Source organism: Streptomyces spiramyceticus (genome assembly GCF_028807635.1).
Taxonomy (GTDB): domain Bacteria; phylum Actinomycetota; class Actinomycetes; order Streptomycetales; family Streptomycetaceae; genus Streptomyces; species Streptomyces spiramyceticus.
Genome location: NZ_JARBAX010000001.1, coordinates 2,415,970 through 2,437,290 on the forward strand (window position 1 = coordinate 2,415,970; position 21,321 = coordinate 2,437,290).

The 21,321-nt window shown below is 69.1% G+C and carries 17 protein-coding genes; 8 read left to right on the forward strand and 9 right to left on the reverse strand.

Annotated elements, in window-relative coordinates; translation table 11 throughout:
• Window positions 1–12: 12 nt before the first annotated feature.
• From PXH83_RS10815 to PXH83_RS10830, 4 genes are all read left to right on the forward strand, one after another.
• Window positions 13–777: a TIGR03089 family protein gene (locus PXH83_RS10815; RefSeq protein WP_274559234.1), complete on the forward strand. Its 765-nt coding sequence runs from the start codon at window positions 13–15 to the stop codon at window positions 775–777.
• A gap of 152 nt (window positions 778–929) precedes the next feature.
• On the forward strand, window positions 930–2,258 hold the full coding sequence (locus PXH83_RS10820; RefSeq protein WP_274559236.1) for an LCP family protein: 1,329 nt from the start codon (window positions 930–932) through the stop codon (window positions 2,256–2,258).
• Between the two features lie 218 nt (window positions 2,259–2,476).
• Window positions 2,477–4,204 carry an LCP family protein gene (locus PXH83_RS10825; RefSeq protein WP_274559238.1) on the forward strand — a complete coding sequence of 576 codons (1,728 nt, stop codon included), beginning with the start codon at window positions 2,477–2,479 and terminating at the stop codon, window positions 4,202–4,204.
• A 50-nt stretch (window positions 4,205–4,254) separates the two neighbouring features.
• Window positions 4,255–5,937 carry an LCP family protein gene (locus PXH83_RS10830; RefSeq protein ID WP_274559240.1) on the forward strand — a complete coding sequence of 561 codons (1,683 nt, stop codon included), beginning with the start codon at window positions 4,255–4,257 and terminating at the stop codon, window positions 5,935–5,937.
• A 57-nt stretch (window positions 5,938–5,994) separates the two neighbouring features.
• On the opposite strand, the gene PXH83_RS10835 is transcribed toward PXH83_RS10830, so the two are convergent.
• The gene (locus PXH83_RS10835; protein ID WP_274559242.1) at window positions 5,995–7,092 is read right to left on the reverse strand and encodes a glycosyltransferase family 2 protein; all 1,098 of its coding nucleotides are present in this window, start codon (window positions 7,090–7,092) and stop codon (window positions 5,995–5,997) included.
• Window positions 7,093–7,205: 113 nt separating this feature from the next.
• Here PXH83_RS10835 and PXH83_RS10840 point away from each other — a divergent pair, with 113 nt between their 5' ends.
• On the forward strand, window positions 7,206–8,660 hold the full coding sequence (locus tag PXH83_RS10840; RefSeq protein WP_476691298.1) for an LCP family protein: 1,455 nt from the start codon (window positions 7,206–7,208) through the stop codon (window positions 8,658–8,660).
• A gap of 60 nt (window positions 8,661–8,720) precedes the next feature.
• Here the strand turns inward: PXH83_RS10840 and PXH83_RS10845 are convergent, their stop codons facing one another.
• Window positions 8,721–9,281: an acyl-CoA thioesterase gene (locus PXH83_RS10845; protein WP_274559244.1), complete on the reverse strand. Its 561-nt coding sequence runs from the start codon at window positions 9,279–9,281 to the stop codon at window positions 8,721–8,723.
• A gap of 107 nt (window positions 9,282–9,388) precedes the next feature.
• Here PXH83_RS10845 and PXH83_RS10850 point away from each other — a divergent pair, with 107 nt between their 5' ends.
• Entirely contained in the window at window positions 9,389–10,648 is a 1,260-nt protein-coding gene (locus tag PXH83_RS10850) for an LCP family protein (RefSeq protein ID WP_274559246.1), read from the forward strand.
• Window positions 10,649–10,749: 101 nt separating this feature from the next.
• Here the strand turns inward: PXH83_RS10850 and PXH83_RS10855 are convergent, their stop codons facing one another.
• The gene (locus tag PXH83_RS10855; protein ID WP_274559248.1) at window positions 10,750–11,934 is read right to left on the reverse strand and encodes a S8 family peptidase; all 1,185 of its coding nucleotides are present in this window, start codon (window positions 11,932–11,934) and stop codon (window positions 10,750–10,752) included.
• A gap of 277 nt (window positions 11,935–12,211) precedes the next feature.
• Window positions 12,212–13,369 carry an acyl-CoA dehydrogenase family protein gene (locus PXH83_RS10860; RefSeq protein ID WP_274559250.1) on the reverse strand — a complete coding sequence of 386 codons (1,158 nt, stop codon included), beginning with the start codon at window positions 13,367–13,369 and terminating at the stop codon, window positions 12,212–12,214.
• A 174-nt stretch (window positions 13,370–13,543) separates the two neighbouring features.
• On the opposite strand from PXH83_RS10860, the gene PXH83_RS10865 reads away from it, so the two are divergent.
• Entirely contained in the window at window positions 13,544–14,887 is a 1,344-nt protein-coding gene (locus PXH83_RS10865) for a UDP-glucose dehydrogenase family protein (RefSeq protein WP_274559252.1), read from the forward strand.
• A 33-nt stretch (window positions 14,888–14,920) separates the two neighbouring features.
• Here PXH83_RS10865 and PXH83_RS10870 read toward each other — a convergent pair whose 3' ends face one another.
• The 4 genes from PXH83_RS10870 to PXH83_RS10885 form a co-directional block, all read right to left on the reverse strand.
• Window positions 14,921–16,066 (reverse strand): dipeptidase, encoded by a 1,146-nt coding sequence (locus PXH83_RS10870; RefSeq protein ID WP_274559254.1) that lies wholly within the window; start codon window positions 16,064–16,066, stop codon window positions 14,921–14,923.
• 351 nt (window positions 16,067–16,417) lie between these two features.
• On the reverse strand, window positions 16,418–17,611 hold the full coding sequence (locus tag PXH83_RS10875; RefSeq protein ID WP_274559255.1) for a dipeptidase: 1,194 nt from the start codon (window positions 17,609–17,611) through the stop codon (window positions 16,418–16,420).
• Window positions 17,612–17,628: 17 nt separating this feature from the next.
• Window positions 17,629–18,168: a 5-(carboxyamino)imidazole ribonucleotide mutase gene (gene purE, locus PXH83_RS10880; RefSeq protein ID WP_274559258.1), complete on the reverse strand. Its 540-nt coding sequence runs from the start codon at window positions 18,166–18,168 to the stop codon at window positions 17,629–17,631.
• Window positions 18,165–19,283: a 5-(carboxyamino)imidazole ribonucleotide synthase gene (locus PXH83_RS10885; protein ID WP_274562772.1), complete on the reverse strand. Its 1,119-nt coding sequence runs from the start codon at window positions 19,281–19,283 to the stop codon at window positions 18,165–18,167. Before PXH83_RS10885 ends, purE begins: the two co-directional genes overlap by 4 nt.
• 203 nt (window positions 19,284–19,486) lie before the next feature.
• On the opposite strand from PXH83_RS10885, the gene PXH83_RS10890 reads away from it, so the two are divergent.
• On the forward strand, window positions 19,487–20,026 hold the full coding sequence (locus PXH83_RS10890) for a GtrA family protein (protein ID WP_420803146.1): 540 nt from the start codon (window positions 19,487–19,489) through the stop codon (window positions 20,024–20,026).
• 20 nt (window positions 20,027–20,046) lie between these two features.
• On the opposite strand, the gene PXH83_RS10895 is transcribed toward PXH83_RS10890, so the two are convergent.
• Complete coding sequence (locus tag PXH83_RS10895; RefSeq protein WP_274559263.1) at window positions 20,047–21,312, reverse strand: ATP-binding protein; 1,266 nt, start codon at window positions 21,310–21,312, stop codon at window positions 20,047–20,049.
• Window positions 21,313–21,321: the final 9 nt, after the last annotated feature.

A 21,321-nucleotide genomic window follows, 5' to 3' on the forward strand; every position in this document is an offset into this window, starting at 1 on the left:
ACCCTTGCGCGGGTGAACGCCACCGATCGCACCCCCGCCGACCTGCTGCGATCCGCGCTCGCCGCGGACCCCGCCCAGCCCCTGGTCACCTTCTACGACGACGCCACCGGCGAACGCGTGGAATTGTCCGTCGCCACCTTCGCCAATTGGGTGGCGAAGACCGCCAATCTGCTCCAGGGCGACCTCGCCGCCGCGCCCGGCGACCGGCTCGCACTGCTGCTGCCCGCGCACTGGCAGACCGCCGTCTGGCTGCTTGCCTGCTCGTCCGTCGGAGTGGTCGCGGACGTCGGCGGCGACCCGGTCGGCGCCGATCTGGTGGTCAGCGGACCGGACACGCTGGACAAGGCGCGCGCCTGCGGCGGGGAGCGCGTGGCGCTGGCCCTGCGCCCCCTGGGCGGCCGCTTCCCGCAGGCGCCCGCCGGGTTCGCGGACTACGCCGTCGAGGTGCCCGGGCAGGGGGACCGTTTCGCACCGTTCGCCCCGGTCGACCCGGGCGGGCCCGCACTCGCCGTCGGCGGTACGGAACTGACGGCCGCGCAGCTCGTCGGGCAGGCGCGGGCCGACGCCGCCGAGCTCGGTCTCGTACCGGGATCGCGCCTGCTTTCGGGGCTCTCGTACGACACCTGGCAGGGGGTTTCGGCGGGTCTGTTCGCGCCGCTCGCCGTCGGCGGGTCCGTGGTGCTCTGCCGGAACCTGGGGCAGCTCTCCGAAGAGGGCCTCGCCCAGCGGATCGAGAGCGAGCGGGTCACCAACACCGCAGTACGACAAGAGCTCTGAGGGCCACCCGTCCGGCCCACCGGCTGCCGAGCCCCCGGGCCACGGGCCCAACCGCGGTACATGATCGACGGTACGCATCGCACAACCAAGCGCGAGGTTCAGCCGTCTACCCCTGCGACCGGCGGCCCAGCTCGCCGCCGGCTCCGTGAAGGATGGACGCAGACGTGACCGACAGTGCTGACACGCCCTCCGAACCGGACAACCCGGCCGAGGACGAGGTAAAGGACGGGGCCACGGGGGTTGCGGGCGAGCGCGACGAGGAAGAAACCGCCACCGGAGACGAGAACGGTGACCGCGCAGACTCCTCCGCAGCGGGGCTCGCAGCGAACCACCGGCGCGGCTGGCTCCGTTGGGCCGCTCTCGGCGCCTCCTTCGTCCTCCTCGTCGCGGCCGGCGTCGGCTGGTGGATCTACAAGAAGCTCGACAGCAACATCACCACGGACACCAGCGCCGCCGCGGAGCTGGAGGCCTACGAGAAGGAACGCCCCACGCCCGTTGTGCAGGGCGCCCAGAACATCCTGCTCATCGGGTCCGACACCCGTTCGGGCGATGGCAACAGCGAGTACGGCCGGGACAAGGGCGGCCCGCGCTCCGACACCACGATCCTGCTGCACCTCTCCGCGGACCGGGACAGTGCCACGGCCGTGTCGCTGCCCCGCGACCTGATGGTGGAGATTCCCAGCTGCCGCAAGGGGGACGGCACCCGTTCCTGGGAGCAATCCGCGCAGTTCAACTCTGCGTTCGAGCTCGGCGGTACGGCCTGCACCATCCGTACGGTCGAGCGGCTCACCGGCATCCGCATCGACCACCACATGGTCGTCGACTTCGCGGGCTTCAAGGAGATGGTCGACGCGGTGAAGGGTGTCGAGATCTGCCTCAAGGAGCCGATCGACGACAAGGCGGCCCGTCTCCAGCTGAAGGCCGGCCGCCAGAAGCTCGGCGGCGAGCAGGCCCTCGGTTACGTACGGGCCCGCAAATCCATCGGCAACGGCAGCGACACCGAACGCATGGACCGCCAGCAGCGGTTCCTCGGGGCTCTGGTGAACAAGGTCCAGAGCAACGGCGTACTGCTCAATCCGACCCGGCTCTACCCGGTCCTGGACGCGGCGACGAGGTCCCTCACCACCGATCCGGGCCTCGACTCGCTCAAGGATCTGTACGACCTGGTACGCGGCATGCGGAACATCCCCGCCGAAAAGGTGCAGTTCATGACTGTTCCCCGGCAGCCGTACGCGAGCGACCCGAACCGCGACGAACTCGTCGAACCGGAAGCGGGCCGCCTCTTCAAGCGATTGCGCGAGGATGCTCCGGTCTCGGTCGCACCGGCCGGATCCGGGAAAACGGACGAAAATACCGATGCGGACACGGAAAGCGGTGCGGACGCGGAAAGCAACGAGAAGCCGGACGACACCGGCCCCGCGAGCCCGACCGCGACGCCGACTTTCACGGGATCCAATGCCGCGACTGACGAGTGCGAGTAAAACCATCACCAAGGCGGGACAGGCAACGGACACGGATTGGGCGTATTGCCCAGTTGTAAGGGGAGTGGAATTTGTCACGGACGTCGCCCCACGCTGAACTGGGCAGATAGTGTGACGCGATCCGGTGCTTCCGGCCCTGAGGTCGCACTGCTGGATTGAACGACCGAGCGCCTGGGGGGAGGCGCCTCGCGTGGCACCGACGGAGGACTCAAGCAACCGTGGATGCGCAAAACCGTGGGCGGGCGGAGAAAATCGACCCCGCAGACCAGTGGGTGCTCAACCCGGCCACCGGCGATTACGAATTGCGACTGGACCAATCCGTAGGGCAGTCGCCCGCATCCCCTCCCCGGGGTGCCGCGCCGAGAAGAAATACCCGCGCCAGAACTTCTGCCCCGCAGCGCCAAGTTCCGGGGCAGCGCAGCCGACGGGCCGCGAACGGCTCCGCCGGCGGGCCCGGTGGATCCGGCGGGTCCGGCCCGCAGGCCGGCCGCCGCAAGCGCAAGCAGCCGAAGGCGCGCAAGAAGAAGGCGCTGCTGTGGACCGGCGGAGTCCTGGCGTTCATCCTGGTCGGCGGCTCGGTCGGCGGGTATCTCGCCTACCAGCACTTCAACGGCAACCTGACGTCCATAGACATCGCCGGTGCGGGCAGCGGCGGCTTCAAGAAGGACGAGGCGGTCAACGTCCTCGTCATCGGCACGGACAAGCGCACCGGTGCGGGCAACGAGGGGTACGGGGACAAGAACAGCACCGGCCACGCCGACACCACGATCCTCTTCCACGTCTCCAAGGACCGTACGAACGCGACCGCGCTGTCCATCCCACGCGACCTGAAGACCGACATTCCGGACTGTCCGACCAAGCTGAAGGACGGCACGGAAAAGGTCATCCCCGGATCCGACTACGTCCGCTTCAACGAGAGCCTGGGCCAGTTCGACCGAGACCCCGGCTGCACCATGCGAACGGTCAAGCAGCTCACGGGCCTGACGGTCGACCACTTCATGATGGTCGACTTCAACGCGGTCAAGACGCTCACCACGGCGGTCGGCGGCGTCGAGGTCTGCGTCGCCGAGGCCGTCAACGACGAGAAGTCGAAACTCAAGCTACCCAAGGGCGAATCCACGATCGAGGGCGAGCAGGCCCTCGCCTTCGTGCGGACACGGCACGCGTTCGGCAACGAGAGCGATCTCGACCGAATCAAGACGCAGCAGCAGTTCCTGAGCTCGATGCTGCGCAAGATGAAGTCCAGCGACACGCTCTCCAGCCCCACCAAGATGTGGGACCTGGCCGATGCGGCGACCAAGGCGCTGACGGTCGACAACGGCATCGCGGACATAGAGAAGCTCCGCGACCTGGGCATGGAGCTCAGCAAAGTCGAGATGAAGAACATCACCTTCACCACGCTGCCGGTGGTCGACAATCCGGCGGAGAAGATCAAGGCGACGGTCGTGGTCGACAAGACCAGGGCCGACCCGCTGTTCGCGATGATGCGGTCCGACACCTCGCTGACCGAGGTGAAGCAGAAGGAGAAGGCGGCCAAGAGCAAGCAGAAGGCGCTGCTCAAGGGCCCCAAGGCCGAGGCCGCCGACGTACGCGTCAGTGTCTACAACGGCGGTGGCCCCAGCGGGTCCGCGTCGGAAACGCTGATCTGGCTGCAGAACCAGATGGGCGTACCCAGGTCCAGCAACGAGGGCAACGCCCCGAAGGTCCCGAAGACGACCCTCAAATACGCCCCGAACCAGGCCGATCAGGCTCGCAGGCTGGCGGACATGATGGGTCTGCCCGCCTCGGCGATGAAGCCGGGCAAGGAGGACGCAGCGGACCTGGAGGCCATGACGCTCGTCCTCGGCGGCGACTTCAAGGGGGCGGGGGTGCCCATCACCGGCCCGGCAAAGGCGCCGGAGGGAATTCAGAAGATCGAAGCCGACAAGTCGGTGTGTGCTAAGTGACGCCCGGTCAACGGGCCGTACTCAACAGCTGAATAAACAGGGGGGGACCTGTGGGACAGAGCGGTGTGCGGGGTACGAGACCTCGACAACGTGTTCCGCGTGCGCGCGAACTCGGCTGGGACGACGCCCTGTACGAGGGCGGCGACGGCAGCGAGGACGGCGATGACGGCGGCAGTGGAGACAGTGGAGAAGGCCGCCGTGGTCGTCCACGTCGTGGCGGAGCGCGCCGCGCCAAGGGCGGCAAGCGCCGGATACTGCGCTGGATCGCCGCTGTCGTTTCGCTGCTCATAATCGGCACGGCCGGGGCCGGATACCTCTACTACCGCCACCTCAACGGGCTGCTCAAGAAGGACGAACTCACCCTCGGCGACAAGAAGATGGCCGATCACAAGGTCAATGCCGCGGGCCAGACGCCGCTGAACATCCTGCTCATCGGCTCCGACGCGCGTAACACCGACGCGAACAAGAAGCTCGGCGGCGCCAAGGAAACCTTCGACAGCCCGCCGCTCGCCGACGTACAAATGCTGCTGCACGTCTCCGCTGACCGCAGCAACATGTCGGTGATCAGCATGCCGCGCGACACGTTGCTGAAGATGCCCAAGTGCACGGACCCTGAAACCGATGAGGTCTACCCGGCGACGACGAACCTCCGGATGACCAACGAGAGCCTCGGACGCGGCGGTCCCGGCTGCACGGTCGCCACCTGGTACGAACTGACCGGCATCACCATCGACCACTTCATGATGATCGACTTCGCCGGTGTGGTTTCCATGGCCGACGCCATCGGTGGCGTCCCCGTCTGCGTCACCGACAACGTCCGCTCGCGAAACAGCGAGGGCAAGGGCTCGGGCCTGACCCTGGAGAAGGGCGAGACGTACATCAAGGGCGAGCAGGCCCTCCAGTGGCTGCGCACCCGTTACGGCTTCGAGGACGGCACTGACCTCGCCCGTGCGCACGCCCAGCACATGTACATGAACTCGATGGTCCGCGAGCTGAAGAAGAACACCAAGCTCAGTGACCCGAACAAGCTGCGCAAGCTCGCCGAGTCCGCTACCCGGGCGCTGACCGTCGACACGAAGCTCGACACCGTCAAGAAGCTGTACGACCTGGGCGAGGAGCTCAAGAAGGTCCCGACGAGCCGCATCACCATGACCACCATGCCGTCGGTGCCGGAGGGTGCCAGGGTCCTCCCCAAGCCGGGCGAGGCCGAACTGCTCTTCAAGATGGTCCGCGAGGACACCCCGCTGGACGGCAAGGCGTCGAAGAAGCAGAAGCCGAAGGCCTCCAAGGACCCGGCCGCCCCCGATGCGGAGATCGGCATCATGGTGCAGAACGGCACCTACACGGCCGCCCTCGGAGCGGCTACGGGTCGCGCGAGTGAAGTCGCGGGCGTACTCGCCGGAAAGGGCTTCGCGCTGGCCAGGGCGGACACCACGCGCAATCCGCTGGAGCGTACGACGGTCTTCTTCCCCAGCGCCGATCTGGAGGGTGACGCCCAGGCGGTCGCCAAGTCGCTCGGGCTGCCGCTGAGTTCCGCCAAGAGGTCCACCGACGTCTCGGGCGTCACGCTGGTGGTGGGCGCGGACTGGCGCACCGGCAGCACGTACCCCAAGTCCGCGGCGAAGGACGAGGGCAAGGACAAGGACGAGGCCCTGAAATCCGCCCGCGCCCTGAACGGCGAGGACACCGAGGCCTGCATGGAGGTGCAGCCGGGCTTCACCTGGGAGAAGTAGTACGTACGTCGAAGCCCCGGGCACGCGGATCGCGCGCCCGGGGCTTCCTCGTACGTACTACGCCTGGGCCTGAGTCTGCGGCTCGGCCTCGGCCTTGGTCTCGACCTCGGCCTTGGCCTCGGCCTTGGCCTCGGCGGTCCGCACCGCCGGGCGGCGGCTGGCGATGACCTTCTTCGCGAGCGAGCGCGGGCTGGTCAGGAAGCCGAAGCCCCACGACATGTGCATGGTCGCCAGGGCCACCGGGATCTGCGCCCGCGCCTTCAGCGACAGGCCCTTGCCCGCCGGGACCGACCCCGCCACGATCGCGGCCAGGTAGCCGGCCGGGACCAGCAAGCCCCACGGCGTGACGGCCGCGCCGATGACGAGGCCCGCCGCGATCGCGCAGACGGCGATCGGCGGCGCGAGGTAGCGCAGGTTGATGGAGCCGGAGTGGTAGCGGGCCACGACGTGGCGCCAGCGGCCGTAGTCCTTGTACTGCTTGGCGAGGGCCTTCACGGAGGGCCGGGGCCGGTACTGGACCTTCAGCTCCGGCGAGAACCAGATCAGGCCGCCCGCCTCGCGGATCCGGAAGTTCAGCTCCCAGTCCTGGGCGCGGATGAACTCCTCGTTGTAGCCGCCCTGCTGCTCCAGCGCCTCGCGCCGGAAGACACCCAGATAGACGGTCTCCGCCGGGGCCGCGTCGCCGCCGGTGTGGAAGGAAGCATTCCCGACGCCTATCTTCGACGTCATGGCGGCCGCGACCGCGTTCTCCCAGGCGTTCTCGCCCTCGGCCTGCATGATGCCGCCGACGTTCTGCGCGCCGGTCTCCTCCAGGAGGCGCACGGCGGTCGCGATGTAGTTCGGCGAGAGCATGCCGTGGCCGTCGACCCGCACCACGACGGGGTGCCGGGAGGCCTTGATGGCGGCGTTCAGCGCTGCGGGCGTACGGCCCGTGGGGTTCGGGACGGTGTGGACACGAGCGCGTTTATTGGACGCAGTTTCGCGTACGAGCTCGGCGGCGATCTCTTCGGTACGGTCCGAGGACGGGCCGATCGCGATCACCACCTCCATCTCGCCGTCGTACTCCTGCTCCAGGATGTGACGGACCGAGTTGCGCAGATGCCGCTCCTCGTTGAGGACCGGCATGATCACGGAGACTGCGGGTGTGGCGTTCATCGGGGGTCACGTTACCGCGAATGGGGGACACGGAGGTGCGGCAACCGGGTCGCAGGATGCGGCCATAGATCGTATGGGCTTACGGTGCTCATGATCTGCTTGCCGTCGCGGAGGTGCCCCTCGTGCCCACGTCGCCCCGTCCACAGCAGGGCCGAAGCCGTCGGCAGGACGAGCGTCGCCCGCGGTGGGCGATGCGGCTGGCCACGGCTCTCTCGGTGCTGGTTCTCGTCGCCGGTGGCATTGGTCACGCGGTGATGACCAGCATGGAGTCCGGCATCGAGCGGGTGGACCCGTTCAAGGACATGAAGAACCGCCCGAAGCCCGGTCACGGCACGAACATCCTGCTCGCCGGCACCGACGGCCGCGACAAGATCACGCGGGACGAGAAGCGGAAGTACCGGCTCGGCGGCGCTCCCTGCCGCTGCGCCGACACACTCATGGTGGTGCACATCTCGGCGGACAAGCGCCGCGCGAGCATCGTGAGCCTGCCGCGCGACAGCTACGCGGAGGTCCCCGAGCACACCGACCAGTCCACCGGCAAGCACCACAAGGCCCGCCCCATGAAGATCAACGCGGCGTACGCGGAAGGCGGCCCCCAGCTGACCGTGCGGACCGTGGAGCACATGACCGGCGTCAAGATCGACCACTATCTGGAGGTCGACTTCACCAGCTTCATGAAGACGGTGGACGCGGTCGGCGGGGTGGAGATCTGCACGCTCAGCCCGCTCAAGGACGCGTACACCGGTCTGGACCTGCCGGTCGGAACGCATCGGCTGGACGGCGGCGCGGCGCTCCAGTACGTGCGCTCCCGGCACATCGACGGGGCCGCCGACCTCGGCCGCATGCAGCGCCAGCAGCGCTTCATGGCCTCCTTGATCGCCAAGGTCACCAGCAGGGGCACCCTGCTGAACCCGGTGAAATTCCGGCAGGTGACGTCCGCGCTCCTCGAATCGGTCCGCGCGGACAAGGGATTCGGTACGGAGGAGATGTTTGCCCTGGGGCGGGCGATGCGCGGCTTCACACCCGCGTCGTCGGAGTTCACCTCTGTACCCATCGGAAACATGAGCTACCCCGTCAAGGACTTCGGCACGACCGTGAAGTGGCACCCGGAGAAGTCGAAGAAGCTCTTCCAGGCCCTGCGCGACGACAAGCCGCTCGCGTCGCAGAAGGTGAGGAAGAAGCCCAAGAAGCCGACGGCGCAGGCCGTCGACGTGTCGCCGCAGCAGATCCGCGTACAGGTCTACAACGGGACGCGGACCGTGGGCCTGGCCAGGTGGGTCGACATGGCGCTGCGCGAAACCGGCTTCAGGACCACCCGCTCCCCCGAGAACGCGTACAGCCGCGACGTGAAGCGCACGCTCGTCACCTACGACCCGCGCTGGGACCGCTCGGCGCGGTCGCTCCAGGCGGCGCTGCCCGGGTGTGAGCTGCGGGCGGTGAAGGGGCAGGGCGGGCTGCTGAGGGTGACGGTGGGCTCGACGTTCAAGAGGGTGCAGCCGGTACGGGCGGACAATCCGTATCAGGGCGAGTTCGGCGCGGTCAGGGGCGACCAGGTGGTGTGCCCGTAAGGCCCACGAGCGACCGGGCGACCGGGCCGTGTGCCCGTACGGCTGCCGTGAGGCTGCCTGTCACGCCACCGATGAGTCGTCGAGGCCCTCGGCGGCGCGCTTGTCGCGCAGCTCCTTGATCGCGCGGCGGCGGGCGAGGCGGTGCGTGCGGCGGATCTGGGCCTCCTGGTAGCGGCGCTGGTCGCGCTCCGTCTCGGGAACGACCTGCGGCACGGGACGGGGCTTGCCGTCCGCGTCGACGGCCGCGAAGACGAGGTAGGCGCTGCCGACCTGCGTCGCGGGGGTCGACTCGTTCCAGCGCTCGGCCAGGACGCGTACGCCGACCTCCATCGAGGACCGGCCCGTCCAGTTGACCTGGGCCTTCACATGAACCAGGTCTCCTACCCTGACCGGCTCCAGGAAGACCATCTCGTCCATGGAGGCGGTGACGGCGGGCCCGCCGGAGTGCCGTCCCGCGACGGCTCCGGCCGCGTCGTCCACCAGCTTCATGATCACACCGCCGTGCACCGTGCCGAGGAGGTTGGTGTCGCTGCCGGTCATGATGTGGCTGAGCGTGGTGCGCGAAGCGGAGGTGGGCTTACCCGGAATATCAGCTTCCGAGTGTGGGGCCTGGTCTGTCATGCCCTCCACCTTATGCCGGGGCGGTTTGCATCAGCTCTGCAACAGCCCTGGCCCGATTTCCCACCCGCCCTATAAGCGCCACCCCTATTACCTGCACACTGTTGCGCATGAGTGACTGGCCGAACGGATGGAACGACGACCGCGGCGACCGGCACGGACGCGGCAGCGGCAGCCCGCAGCCCGAGGGTGCTCGGGTGATGCGGCACGTGCAGCGCGGCCAGGTCCCGCAGCCGACCGCCCCGCCGCGCGGCCCGGTCCCGCCCCAGCAGGCGCAGAGTTACGACGACTACGGCTACGGCCAGGGCGGCGACGGCTACAACACGGGCCAGGTCTACGGCGGCGGTGGCCCCACGCCCCCCGGCGGACGCCCGCCGCGCACCGGCCCGGCGCCGGACTGGCGGCGGCGTATCAAGGTCGGCTCGCTGACCCTGGTCGTCGTCCTCCTCGCCGTCTCCATCGGCACGTACTTCTGGGCGGACTCCAAGCTCAAGCGTGAGGTCGACCTCGCGAAGGTCATCGAGCGGCCGGGCGAGGGCGACGGTACGAACTACCTGATCGTCGGCTCCGACAGCCGCGAGGGCATGACCGCCGACGACAAGAAGAAGCTGCACACCGGGTCGGCCGAGGGCAAGCGCACCGACTCGATGATGATCCTGCACGACGGCTCCAACGGCCCGACCCTGATCTCCCTGCCGCGCGACTCGGACGTGGAGATCCCGTCCTTCAAGGGCTCGGAGTCCGGCAAGCTCTTCCCGGCCCAGGGCCGGCGCGTGAAGCTGAACGCGGCGTACGCGGAGGACGGCCCCGAGCTGCTCGTGCGTACGGTCGAGCACAACACCAACCTGCGCATCGACCACTACGTCGAGATCGGCTTCGCGGGCTTCGCCAACATCGTGGACGCGATCGGCGGCGTGGAGATCGACATCCCGAAGGCGTTCAAGGACAAGAAGTCCGGCGCCGACTTCCAGGCGGGCAAGCAGACCCTCGACGGCGAGCAGTCCCTGGCCTTCGTACGGACGCGGTACGCCTTCGCGGGCAGCGACCTGGACCGTACGAAGAACCAGCAGAAGTTCCTGGCGGCACTCGCGAGCCAGACGGCGACGCCGGGCACGATCCTGAACCCGTTCAAGCTCTACCCGACGATGGGTGCGGGCCTGGACACGCTGATCGTCGACAAGGACATGAGCCTGTGGGACCTGGGCCAGATGTTCTTCGCGATGAAGGGCGTCACGGGCGGCGAGGGCACCTCGATGAACATGCCGATCTCGGGCAGCAGCGGCGGGAACCTGGTCTGGGACAAGGCGAAGGTCGCGCAGCTCGTGAAGCAGCTGAAGAACGACGAGAAGGTCACGGTCAGCGCCGACTAGGCGAGTAGGCGAGTAGGCGACTACGGACCGGGCGACTGGTCGACCACGGAGGGCCCGGGCGGATTACCGTCCGGGCCCCCTCGTTCGTCCGGGACCCTCCTTCACATGCCGCCGGTGTGGAGCAGGCGGTTGGGTGAGCGGCTGCTCACCACGAGGATCTCCTTGGTGCTCTCCCGGTCGAGCCAGCGCGCCACCTTCCCGGGCTTCGCGTCCGGGTGCTGCGCCTTGTAGAGGGCGGCGACGCCGGAGGCGTGCGGGGCGGCCATGGAGGTGCCGTTCTGGGCGACGCTGCCGCCGCCGAGCTTCGCCGAGACGATCGCGGTGCCCGGTGCGTACATGGTCAGGCAGGGGCCGTAGTTGCTGTACTCGGCCTGCTTGTCCTGTTTGTCGGTCGCCCCGACGGTGAGCGCGCCCGACGCGTTGGCGGGCGAGATGCGGCAGGCGTCCATGGCGTTGTTGCCCGCCGCGACGACCGGCAGGACGTCCTTGCGGAAGACCGCGTTGACGGCGTTGTTCACGGCCGGGGAGTCGGGGCCGCCGAGTGAGGCGTTCATTACGGCGGGCTGCTTGGCGTTGCCCGCGACCCAGTCGAAGCCGGCGATGAGCGAGGACGTGGTGCCCTGCCCCCTGCAGTCGAGGACCCGCACGGCGACCAGTGACACCTCGCGTGCCACGCCGTACGTCGCCCCGCCCACGGTGCCCGCGACGTGGGTGCCGTGGCCGTTGCAGTCCTTGCCCTCCGCTTCGTCGCCCATCGCGTCGTAGCCGAAGGTGGCCCGGCCGCCGAACTCGGTGTGCGTGTACTCGATGCCGGTGTCGACGACGTAGACCGAGACGCCCTTGCCGGTTTCCTTGACGTTGAATTCGTTGTCCAGCGGCAGGGCGGCCTGATCGATCCGGTCCAGTCCCCAGCTGGCGGCGGGCACGCGCGGGGCGGCAGGGCGGCGGCGCGGCGCATCGCCGACGGTGAGCCTCGTGTCCTCCTCGACCGCCGTCACACCGGGAAGGCGGCGGACCTTGTCCAGCTGGGCGGGGGTGAGCTCGGCGGCGAAACCGTTCATGGCGTTCGTGTACTGGAAGAGCGGCTTCACGCCGGCCCGGTTGGTCAGGGCCGAGGCGTTGGTGCCCGGCTGCAGCGTGACGATGTACCGGCCGGGCACCGCCTTGGCCGAGCGCTGCAGTGGGGCGGGGCTGGGGGGCGGCGGCTCGGACGCGGACGCCGAAGCGGCGGCGGTCGGAGCCATTACCAGGACAGCAGCGGTCATGAAACGCGCGGTCATGCGCATTCGGCAACTCCGTTCGGGCATTGCTCATGGCGCGATACGGCACGCCGAGGACGTGGAATGCCCGCAGCCAATCACCCGGCAACGATCAATACCATCACCTTCTGGAGTGATTTGATAACTTTTAGTAGTCATTTACGGATACATCCGCCATAGCGGTGAATTGATCGGTGAATTGATCCACTCGGCCGGGCCGGGCGAAAACCCGGGGAAAGCGGAAGAGGCACCCCGAAGGGTGCCTCTCACCTGCGCCTACAGCCCGCATTCAGGCTGCTTCGGGCTACGGAAGGTTCCTGGCCATCACGATGCGCTGGACCTGGTTCGTGCCTTCGTAAATCTGGGTGATCTTGGCGTCGCGCATCATGCGCTCGACCGGGTAGTCACGCGTGTAGCCGTAGCCGCCGAGCAGCTGGACCGCGTCGGTGGTGATCTCCATGGCGGCGTCGGAGGCGTAGCACTTGGCCGCGGCGCCGAAGAACGTGAGGTCGGCGTCGACGCGCTCGGACTTCGCGGCGGCCGCGTACGTCAGCTGGCGAGCCGCCTCCAGCTTCATCGCCATGTCGGCGAGCATGAACTGCACGCCCTGGAAGTCGCCGATCGGCTTGCCGAACTGCTTGCGCTCCTGGACGTAACCCTTGGCGTAGTCGAGAGCGCCCTGCGCGATGCCGAGTGCCTGCGCCGCGATCGTGATGCGGGTGTGGTCCAGCGTCTTCATCGCCGTGGCGAAGCCGGTGCCCTCCTCGCCGATCATGCGGTCGGCGGGGATACGGACGTTGTCGAGGTAGACCTCGCGGGTCGGGGAGCCCTTGATGCCGAGCTTCTTCTCCGGGGCGCCGAAGGAGACGCCCTCGTCGGACTTCTCGACGACGAAGGCGCTGATGCCCTTGGAGCGCTTGGTCGGGTCGGTGACGGCCATCACCGTGTAGTACTCGCTGACGCCCGCGTTGGTGATCCAGCGCTTCACGCCGTTGAGGACCCAGAAGTCGCCGTCGCGGACGGCCTTGGTCTTCATGCCCGCGGCGTCGGAGCCCGCGTCCGGCTCGGAGAGGGCGTACGAGAACATGCCTTCGCCCTTGGCGAGCGGGGTCATGTACTTCTTCTTCAGCTCTTCGCTGCCGGAGAGGATCACCGGGAGCGAGCCGAGCTTGTTCACGGCCGGGATCAGCGAGGAGGAGGCGCAGACACGCGCGACCTCTTCGATCACGATGACCGTGGAGAGGGCATCGGCGCCGGCGCCGCCATAGGCCTCGGGGACGTGGATGGCGGCGAGGTCGGAGGTGATCAGGGCGTCGAGCGCCTCCTGCGGGAAGCGGGCGTCCTCGTCGACTTCTGCGGCGTACGGCGCGATCTTCGCCTCGGCGAGCGAGCGCACCGCGTCACGGAGCATGTCGTGCTCTTCGGACAGGCGGTACAGGTCGAAATCGGGCGAACCTGCCAAGGTCTCTCACTCCCCAAGGTGCTAACTACCGTTAAGTAACCCAATTTTAGGGGGCTCGCCGCCCTTTGGGATACGTGAGCTTGCCGACAAGGGCCGGAGCGGAGGAAACGCCGACTCCGGCGGCCCGACTATGCTCGTGCGGCGAATGCCTGCCCGTACCCGTCTGGAGCACCCATGGCCCTCAAGATCACCGTGATCGGCACCGGCTACCTCGGCGCCACGCACGCCGCGGCCATGGCTGAACTGGGCTTCGAAGTCCTCGGCCTCGACATCGTGCCCGAGAAGATCGAGATGCTGTCGGCCGGCAAGGTCCCGATGTACGAGCCGGGGCTGGAAGAGCTGCTGCGCAAGCACGTCGCGGGGATCGAGGGGTCGAGCGGGCGGCTGCGCTTCACCACGTCGTGGGAAGAGGTCGGCGAGTTCGGCGACGTGCACTTCGTGTGCGTGAATACGCCGCAGAAGCGCGGCGAGTACGCGTGCGACATGAGTTACGTCGACTCCGCCTTCGAATCGCTCGCGCCCCGGCTGACCCGGCCCGCGCTCGTCGTCGGCAAGTCGACCGTCCCAGTCGGTAGCGCGGCCCGCCTCGCGGCCCGGCTCGCGGAGCTGGCGCCGGTGGGCGAGGACGCGGAGCTGGCGTGGAACCCGGAATTCCTGCGGGAGGGCTTCGCCGTACAGGACACGCTGCATCCCGACCGGATCGTGGCGGGTGTCGAGAGCGAGCGCGCGGAGAAGCTGCTGCGCGAGGTGTACGCGGGGCCGGTGCAGGAGGGGTCGCCGTTCGTGGTGACGGACTTCCCCACGGCGGAGCTCGTGAAGACCTCCGCGAACTCCTTCCTGGCGACGAAGATCTCCTTCATCAACGCCATGGCCGAGGTCTGCGAGGCGGCCGACGGCGACGTGTTGAAGCTGGCCGAGGCGATCGGGTACGACGAGCGGATCGGGAAGAAGTTCCTGCGCGCGGGGATCGGCTTCGGCGGGGGCTGCCTGCCGAAGGACATCCGGGCGTTCATGGCGCGGGCGGGTGAGCTGGGCGCGGACCAGGCGCTGACGTTCCTGCGTGAGGTCGACTCCATCAACATGCGGCGCCGCGGCCACATGGTCGAGCTGGCGCGCGAGGCGCTGGGGGGCAATGGCTTCCTGGGCAAGCGGGTGGCGGTGCTGGGTGCGACGTTCAAGCCGGACTCGGACGACGTACGGGATTCCCCGGCGCTGAATGTCGCCGGACAGATCCACCTCCAGGGCGGCCAGGTCACGGTCTACGACCCCAAGGGCATCGAGAACGCCCGCCGGATCTTCCCCACGCTCGCCTACGCCGACTCCGCGCTGGAGGCAGTGCGCGGCGCGGATGTGGTCCTGCACCTGACGGAGTGGCGCGAGTTCCGCGACCTGGACCCGGCGGAGCTGGGCGCAGTGGCGTCGGAGCGGCTGATCCTCGACGGCCGCAACGCACTCGACCCCGCGCGCTGGCGCGAGGCGGGCTGGACGTACCGGGCGATGGGGCGGCCTCAGGCGTAGGGGGCGGCGGGACTTACGCCAACGAGCCGGGGCTCAGGAGGCGTTCGGACGGTGGCGGGCCGCGCGGGCGGTGAACTCCGCGTCCCGTACCGCGCGTGCCACATTGCCCCACGTCAGCAGCGCGATGTCCGTCTCGTCCCAGCCACGGTCCAGCAGCTCCGCCACGACCCGTGGGTAGCTGGAGGCGTCCGTGAGCTCGTCGGCGTGCGGCAGGCCCGCCCCGTACATCCCGCTGAGCCCCACGCACTGCGCGCCCGCCACCTCCCGCACATGGTCGAGGTGGTCCGCCACCTTACGGACGGACGGGGCGGCGCCGATCTGTTCGGGGGCAAAACTGACCAGGCACACACCCCTGTCGGGGCCGAGCGCACGCAGTACGTCGTCGGGGACGTTCGCCGGATGGTCGGCGAGGGCGCGGGCGGCCGAGCGCGAGAAGAGGACGGGGGCGCGGCTGATCGACAGCACGCTGTGCACGGTGTCGGAGGAGGTGCCGGCCAGGTCGATGAGTACGCCGAGGCGGTTCATCTCCCGTACGACCTCCTGGCCGAACACGGTCAGCCCGTCCCCCGCCCCGCCCGCCCAATCCGTGCCCGCAAACCCCAGACTGCGTACGCCCAGGGCGTGGTACGCCCGGAGCGTGCCCAGGGAGTCGCCGAGCGCGTGGCCCGAGACGGGGCCGAGGAAGGATGCGATGCGGCCGCAATTGCGGGCATCCGTCATGTCGCCCGGGCCGAGCGCCAGGCGCAGGCCTTCGGGGTAGCCCGCTACGAACGACCTGACCAGGTCGATCTGTTCGAGGGTGGCGCTGACCGCACGGTCGCCGGTGTACTCGACAGGCACATGCAGCGACCAGAACTGCGCGCCGACGCCGCCGGTCCGCAGGCGCGGAATGTCGGTGTCCAGGGTGCTCTCGCCGAGTTGGAGGTCGTGCCAGGGGCGGCGCCTGAGTGTCCAGCCGAGGCCGTTGTACCCGTCGGCGACGGGGTGGTCGGCGAGGAGCGCGCGGGCACGACCGAGGACGTCGACGTCAGACTCCACAGGTCGCTCGGGCGCCCGCTCCTGATCCTGCACGGACTGCGTGGGCTCGGGCATGTCCGTCCGCTGCACAGGATCGAGTTCGCCGACCGAGGCCGTGTCGGAGGGAGGGGACGTGTGCGGATCGTCCTGCAGATCTGCCATGAAGCGAGCTCCGGATTCGGGGACGGCAGTACGTCCACCGTGTCACGGGAGCGATGGGGGTTCGCGGCGGGTGGGGCGTTCGGGGGACGCCGGGGCCCCGGGTCGGGCCCCCGCCTCCGGTAGGGACGGGGGGCAGCGCCGTAGCTCGGGGTCAGGGGGTGTCCGGTCGATCTCCGTGGGAGAAGGAGCGGGGCTTGGTGCGTGCAGCTGCAAGGCGGAGGAGGGAGGCGACGCGGAGCGATTGGGGCCTCCCCTGCTCGAGCGAAGCCGAGAGCTTGGGGAAGAGTGACGACAACGCCGCAGATGTGCGTGCCAAGCCCCGCGACGCCGCGGAGATCGACCGGACACCCCCTAGGCGTCCAGCTGGGTGATGGTGGCGTTGGACGGCTGGGTGCGGGACTGGAGATCCTTGGCCACCGACTCCGCGTCGCGCAGGGTGCGTACCGCGTTGTGCCAGGTCAGTTTGGATATGTCGGACTCCGACCAGGACCGGCGCAGCAGTTCCGCGATCAGGTTCGGGTAGCCCGCCACGTCCTCCAGGCCGGCCGGGGTGAACGCCGTCCCGTCGTAGTCGCCGCCGATGCCGATGTGGTCGATGCCCGCGACCTCGCGCATGTGGTCCAGGTGGTCGGCGACCGTCGCCGGCGTCGCCATCGGGCGCGGGTTCGCGTCCTCGAAGGCGCGCTGGACCTTCATGCCCGCCTCGGTGGTGTCGAGGTGGTGCAGGCCGTGCGCACGCATGTTCTCGTCCGCGCGCCGCGTCCACTCCACCGCCTCCGGCAGTACGAACTTCGGCACGAAGGTCGCCATCGCGATGCCGCCGTTCGTGGGCAGGAGCTCCAGCACGTCGTCCGGGATGTTGCGGGGGTGGTCGCAGACCGCCCTGGCGGAGGAGTGGGAGAAGATCACCGGGGCGACCGACGTGGCCAGTGCCGCCCGCATCGTCGTGGCCGCCACGTGCGAGAGGTCGACCAGCATGCCGATGCGGTTCATCTCGCGGACCACCTCGTGGCCGAAGGGCGAGAGGCCTCCGACGCGCGGCTCGTCCGTTGCCGAGTCGGCCCACGCGACGCTGTCGTTGTGCGTCAGCGTCATGTAGCGGACGCCCAGCGCGTACAGCGCACGCAAGGTGGCCAGGGAGTTGTTGATGGAGTGGCCGCCCTCGGCTCCCATGAGGGAGGCGATACGGCCCTGCGCCCTCGCCGACTCCATGTCGTCCGCCGTGAGCGCGCGCGCCAGCTCGTCCGGGTAGCGGGCGAGCAGCTGCCCGACGCAGTCGATCTGCTCCAGCGTCGCGCTGACCGCTTCGTCCCCGGCCAGGTCGGAGCGTACGTACACGGACCAGAACTGCGCCCCCACCCCGCCCGCCCGCAGACGCGGGATGTCGGTGTGCAGGTGCGCCGACTGGTCGGTGGCGATGTCGCGCCGGCCGATGTCGTAGCGGACCTGCTCGCGCAGCGCCCACGGGAGGTCGTTGTGGCCGTCCACGACGGGGTCCGCGGCGAGCAGTTCCAGCGCCCGGGCGAGGTGAGCGGCGTCTTCCATGGCTGTGTCCTTGGCCGTCACTTGCCGAAGCCGAACGAGTCCATGCCCATCGCCTTCGTCCGCAGCCGCCTTCCCTTCTCCGTCGCCTGATCGTTCAGCTCCTGCTGGAACTCCCGCATACGGGAGCGCAGTTCGTCGTCGTGAGCGGCGAGAATACGGGCCGCCAGCAGCCCCGCGTTGCGCGCGCCCGCCACCGACACCGCGGCGACCGGGACACCCGCCGGCATCTGCACGATGGAGAGGAGGGAGTCCATGCCGTCGAGGTACTTCAGGGGTACGGGGACGCCGATGACCGGAAGCGGCGTCACCGAGGCCAGCATGCCGGGGAGGTGGGCCGCTCCGCCCGCGCCCGCGATGATCACCTTGAGGCCGCGGCCGTCGGCCTCTTCGCCGTACGCGATCATCTCGCGCGGCATCCGGTGCGCCGAGACGACGTCGACCTCGTACCGGATCGAGAACTCGTCGAGCGCCTTGGCCGCCGCCTCCATGACGGGCCAGTCGGAGTCGGAGCCCATCACGATGCCGACCACGGGTCCGGCTGCAGAGGGGGTCGTCATTCTGTGATCGTTCCTCGCAGGTAGCCGGCGGCATGACGGGCGCGCTCCAGCGCGTCGTCGAGGTCGTCGCCGTAGGTGTTGACATGGCCGACCTTGCGGCCGGGCTTCACATCCTTGCCGTACATGTGGATCTTGAGCTGCGGGTCGCGTGCCATGCAGTGCAGATACGCGGAGTACATGTCGGGGTAGTCGCCGCCGAGGACGTTCGCCATGACCGTCCACTTCGCGCGCGGGCGCGGGTCGCCGAGGGGGAGATCGAGGATCGCCCGGACGTGGTTGGCGAACTGCGACGTCATGGCGCCGTCCTGCGTCCAGTGCCCGGAGTTGTGCGGGCGCATCGCGAGCTCGTTGACGAGGATGCGGCCGTCGGTCGTCTCGAAGAGCTCCACGGCGAGGTGGCCGACGACGCCCAGCTTCCCCGCGATGCGCAGCGCCAGCTCCTGCGCCTGGCCGCTGAGCTCGTCACTGAGGCCCGGCGCCGGGGCGATCACGGTGTCGCAGACGCCGTCGACCTGCCGGGATTCGACGACGGGGTAGGAGACGGCCTGGCCGTGCGGGGAGCGGACGATGTTCGCCGCCAGTTCCCGTACGAAGTCGACCTTCTCCTCCGCGAGGACCGGTACGCCGGCCTTGAAGGGCTCCTCGGCGTCCTTCTCGCTGCGTACGAACCAGACGCCCTTGCCGTCGTATCCGCCGCGGACCGTCTTCAAAATCACCGGGAAGCCGCCGGTCTCGGCGGCGAACGCGGCCGCGTCCGCCGGGTCGCTCACGATGCGGTGACGCGGGCAAGGCGCTCCGATCTCCATGAGCTTTGCTCGCATTACGCCCTTGTCCTGGGCGTGCACCAACGCGTCGGGCCCCGGCCGGACGGGAATACCGTCCGCCTCCAGGGCCCGCAGGTGCTCGGTCGGGACATGCTCGTGATCGAACGTGATCACGTCGCAGCCGCGCGCGAAATCGCGCAGCGTGTCCAGATCGCGGTAGTCGCCTATGACAACATCGCTGACGACCTGGGCCGCCGAGTCCTGTGGGGTGTCACTGAGGAGCTTGAATCTGATGCCGAGGGGGATGCCCGCCTCGTGGGTCATACGGGCGAGCTGACCGCCACCGACCATGCCGACTACGGGGAACGTCACGCCTCCAGGGTATCCGCAGGCCCGGGGCGCCCCGCCCCGGCCGCCCGCGTACCCTCCGTCACAGCACCACCACGCGTTCACAGTGCCCGCAAGCGCCCCAGGAGAGCGCTGGTTAGCATGGCTGGGCTGACGGCAATGACCGGCCGTTCACGACACCGACCGAACGGGGCTGAGCGATCACCATGAGTCGACGAGACGTCGGTCCCTTCCTACGGCACATGCAGCGGCTCGCACGCGAGTTCGTGAAGTTCGGTGCGGTGGGTGGTCTGGGGCTCGCCGTCGACCTCGGCCTCTTCAATCTCCTGGTCCGGCACACGGACATCCCCGTGGTGCGGGCGGGCATCCTGGCGACGATCGTCGCGATCGGCTTCAACTACCTCGGCTTCCTCTACTTCACGTACCGGGAGCGCGACAAGAGCGGGCGTACGAGAGAGCTCACGCTCTTCCTGGCGTTCAGCGGCATCGGACTGGTGATCCAGAGCGGAGTGCTGTACGTCGCCACGTACGGCTTCGGCTGGGACACCCCGCTCCAGAACAACATCTTCAAGTCCCTCGGCATCGGCATAGCCACGGTCTTCCGCTTCTGGTCCTACCGCACCTGGGTCTTCCAGAAGCTGCCGCCGGCGCGTGACGCCGTCGGGGCGGCGGATTCGTTCCCGGACGACCCGCGGGACGACCCGCGTGACACCCCCCGCACCGCCGAGATCGACCGCGTCACCTGACGCCTGTCACCTGACGCCTGTCACCTGACCGTCTTCTGCGGCTCCTCCCTGGGCCGCACCACTCTGCTCAGGAAGAGCGCGAACACCGGCGGATGCTGCTGGAGCATCTCCAGTCGGCCCCCGTCGGCCTCCGCCAGGTCCCGCGCGACCGCCAGGCCGATTCCTGTGGAGTTGCGGCCGCTGATGCTCCGCTCGAAGATCCGCGCACCGAGGTCGGCGGGGACGCCCGGCCCCTCGTCCGTCACCTCGATGACCGCCTGGTTGCCGGTGACGCGGGTGCGCAGGGCGACCGTACCGCCACCGTGCATCAGTGAGTTCTCGATCAGCGCGGCCAGCACCTGGGCGACCGCGCCCGGTGTGCCGACGGCCCGCATTCCCTGCTTGCCGGAGTGCACGATGGCGCGGCCGGCGCTGCGGTAGGCCGGGCGCCACTCCTCGATCTGTTGCTTGACGACCTCGTCGAGGTCGAAGGGAACGGCGGATCCGTTGCGGGGGTCGCGGGCGTTGGTGAGCAGCCGCTGTACGACGTCGGTGAGGCGCTCGACCTGCGCGAGCGCGATCGTCGCCTCCTCCTTCACCGTGTCCAGGTCCTCGGTGAGGGTGATCTCCTCCAGCCGCATGGACAGCGCGGTCAGCGGCGTACGGAGCTGGTGGGAGGCGTCGGCGGCGAGCCGGCGCTCGGCGGTGAGCATCCGGCCGATCCGCTCGGCGCTGGAGTCGAGGACGTCGGCGACCCGGTCGAGTTCCGGTACGCCGTACCGCTTGTGGCGGGGGCGCTGGTCGCCCGAGCCGAGGCGCTCCGCCGTTTCGGCCAGGTCGGTGAGCGGGGACGCAAGGCGGTTCGCCTGGCGTACGGCGAGCAGGACCGCCGCGATGACGGCGAGCAGGGCCACCGCGCCGATGATCATCAGCGTGCGGCCGACCTCGGACGTAACCGTGGAGCGGGACTCCTGCACAGTGACCGTCTCGCCGCGCTCGCCCTTGGCCGTGCCCTGGATGACGCTGCCTTCGGGGCGGTCGCCGATTTCGATGGGGGGCCGGCCGGGGAGGTCGATCCGGGCGTACCGTTCGGCGCCCAGCTGCTCGGCCAGGACGTCGGGGTTGACCCGCTCCTCGCCGAGGAGACGGCTCTCTACGACGCTGACCAGGCGCAGCGCCTCGGAGTCGACGCTTTCCTGGGCGCTGTTGCTGATGGTGCGGGTCTCGACGAGGACGAGGGAGACCCCGAAGACGGCGATCACGACGAGCACCACGGCGAGCGTGGAGTTGATCAGGCGGCGGCGCATGGCTGTGTG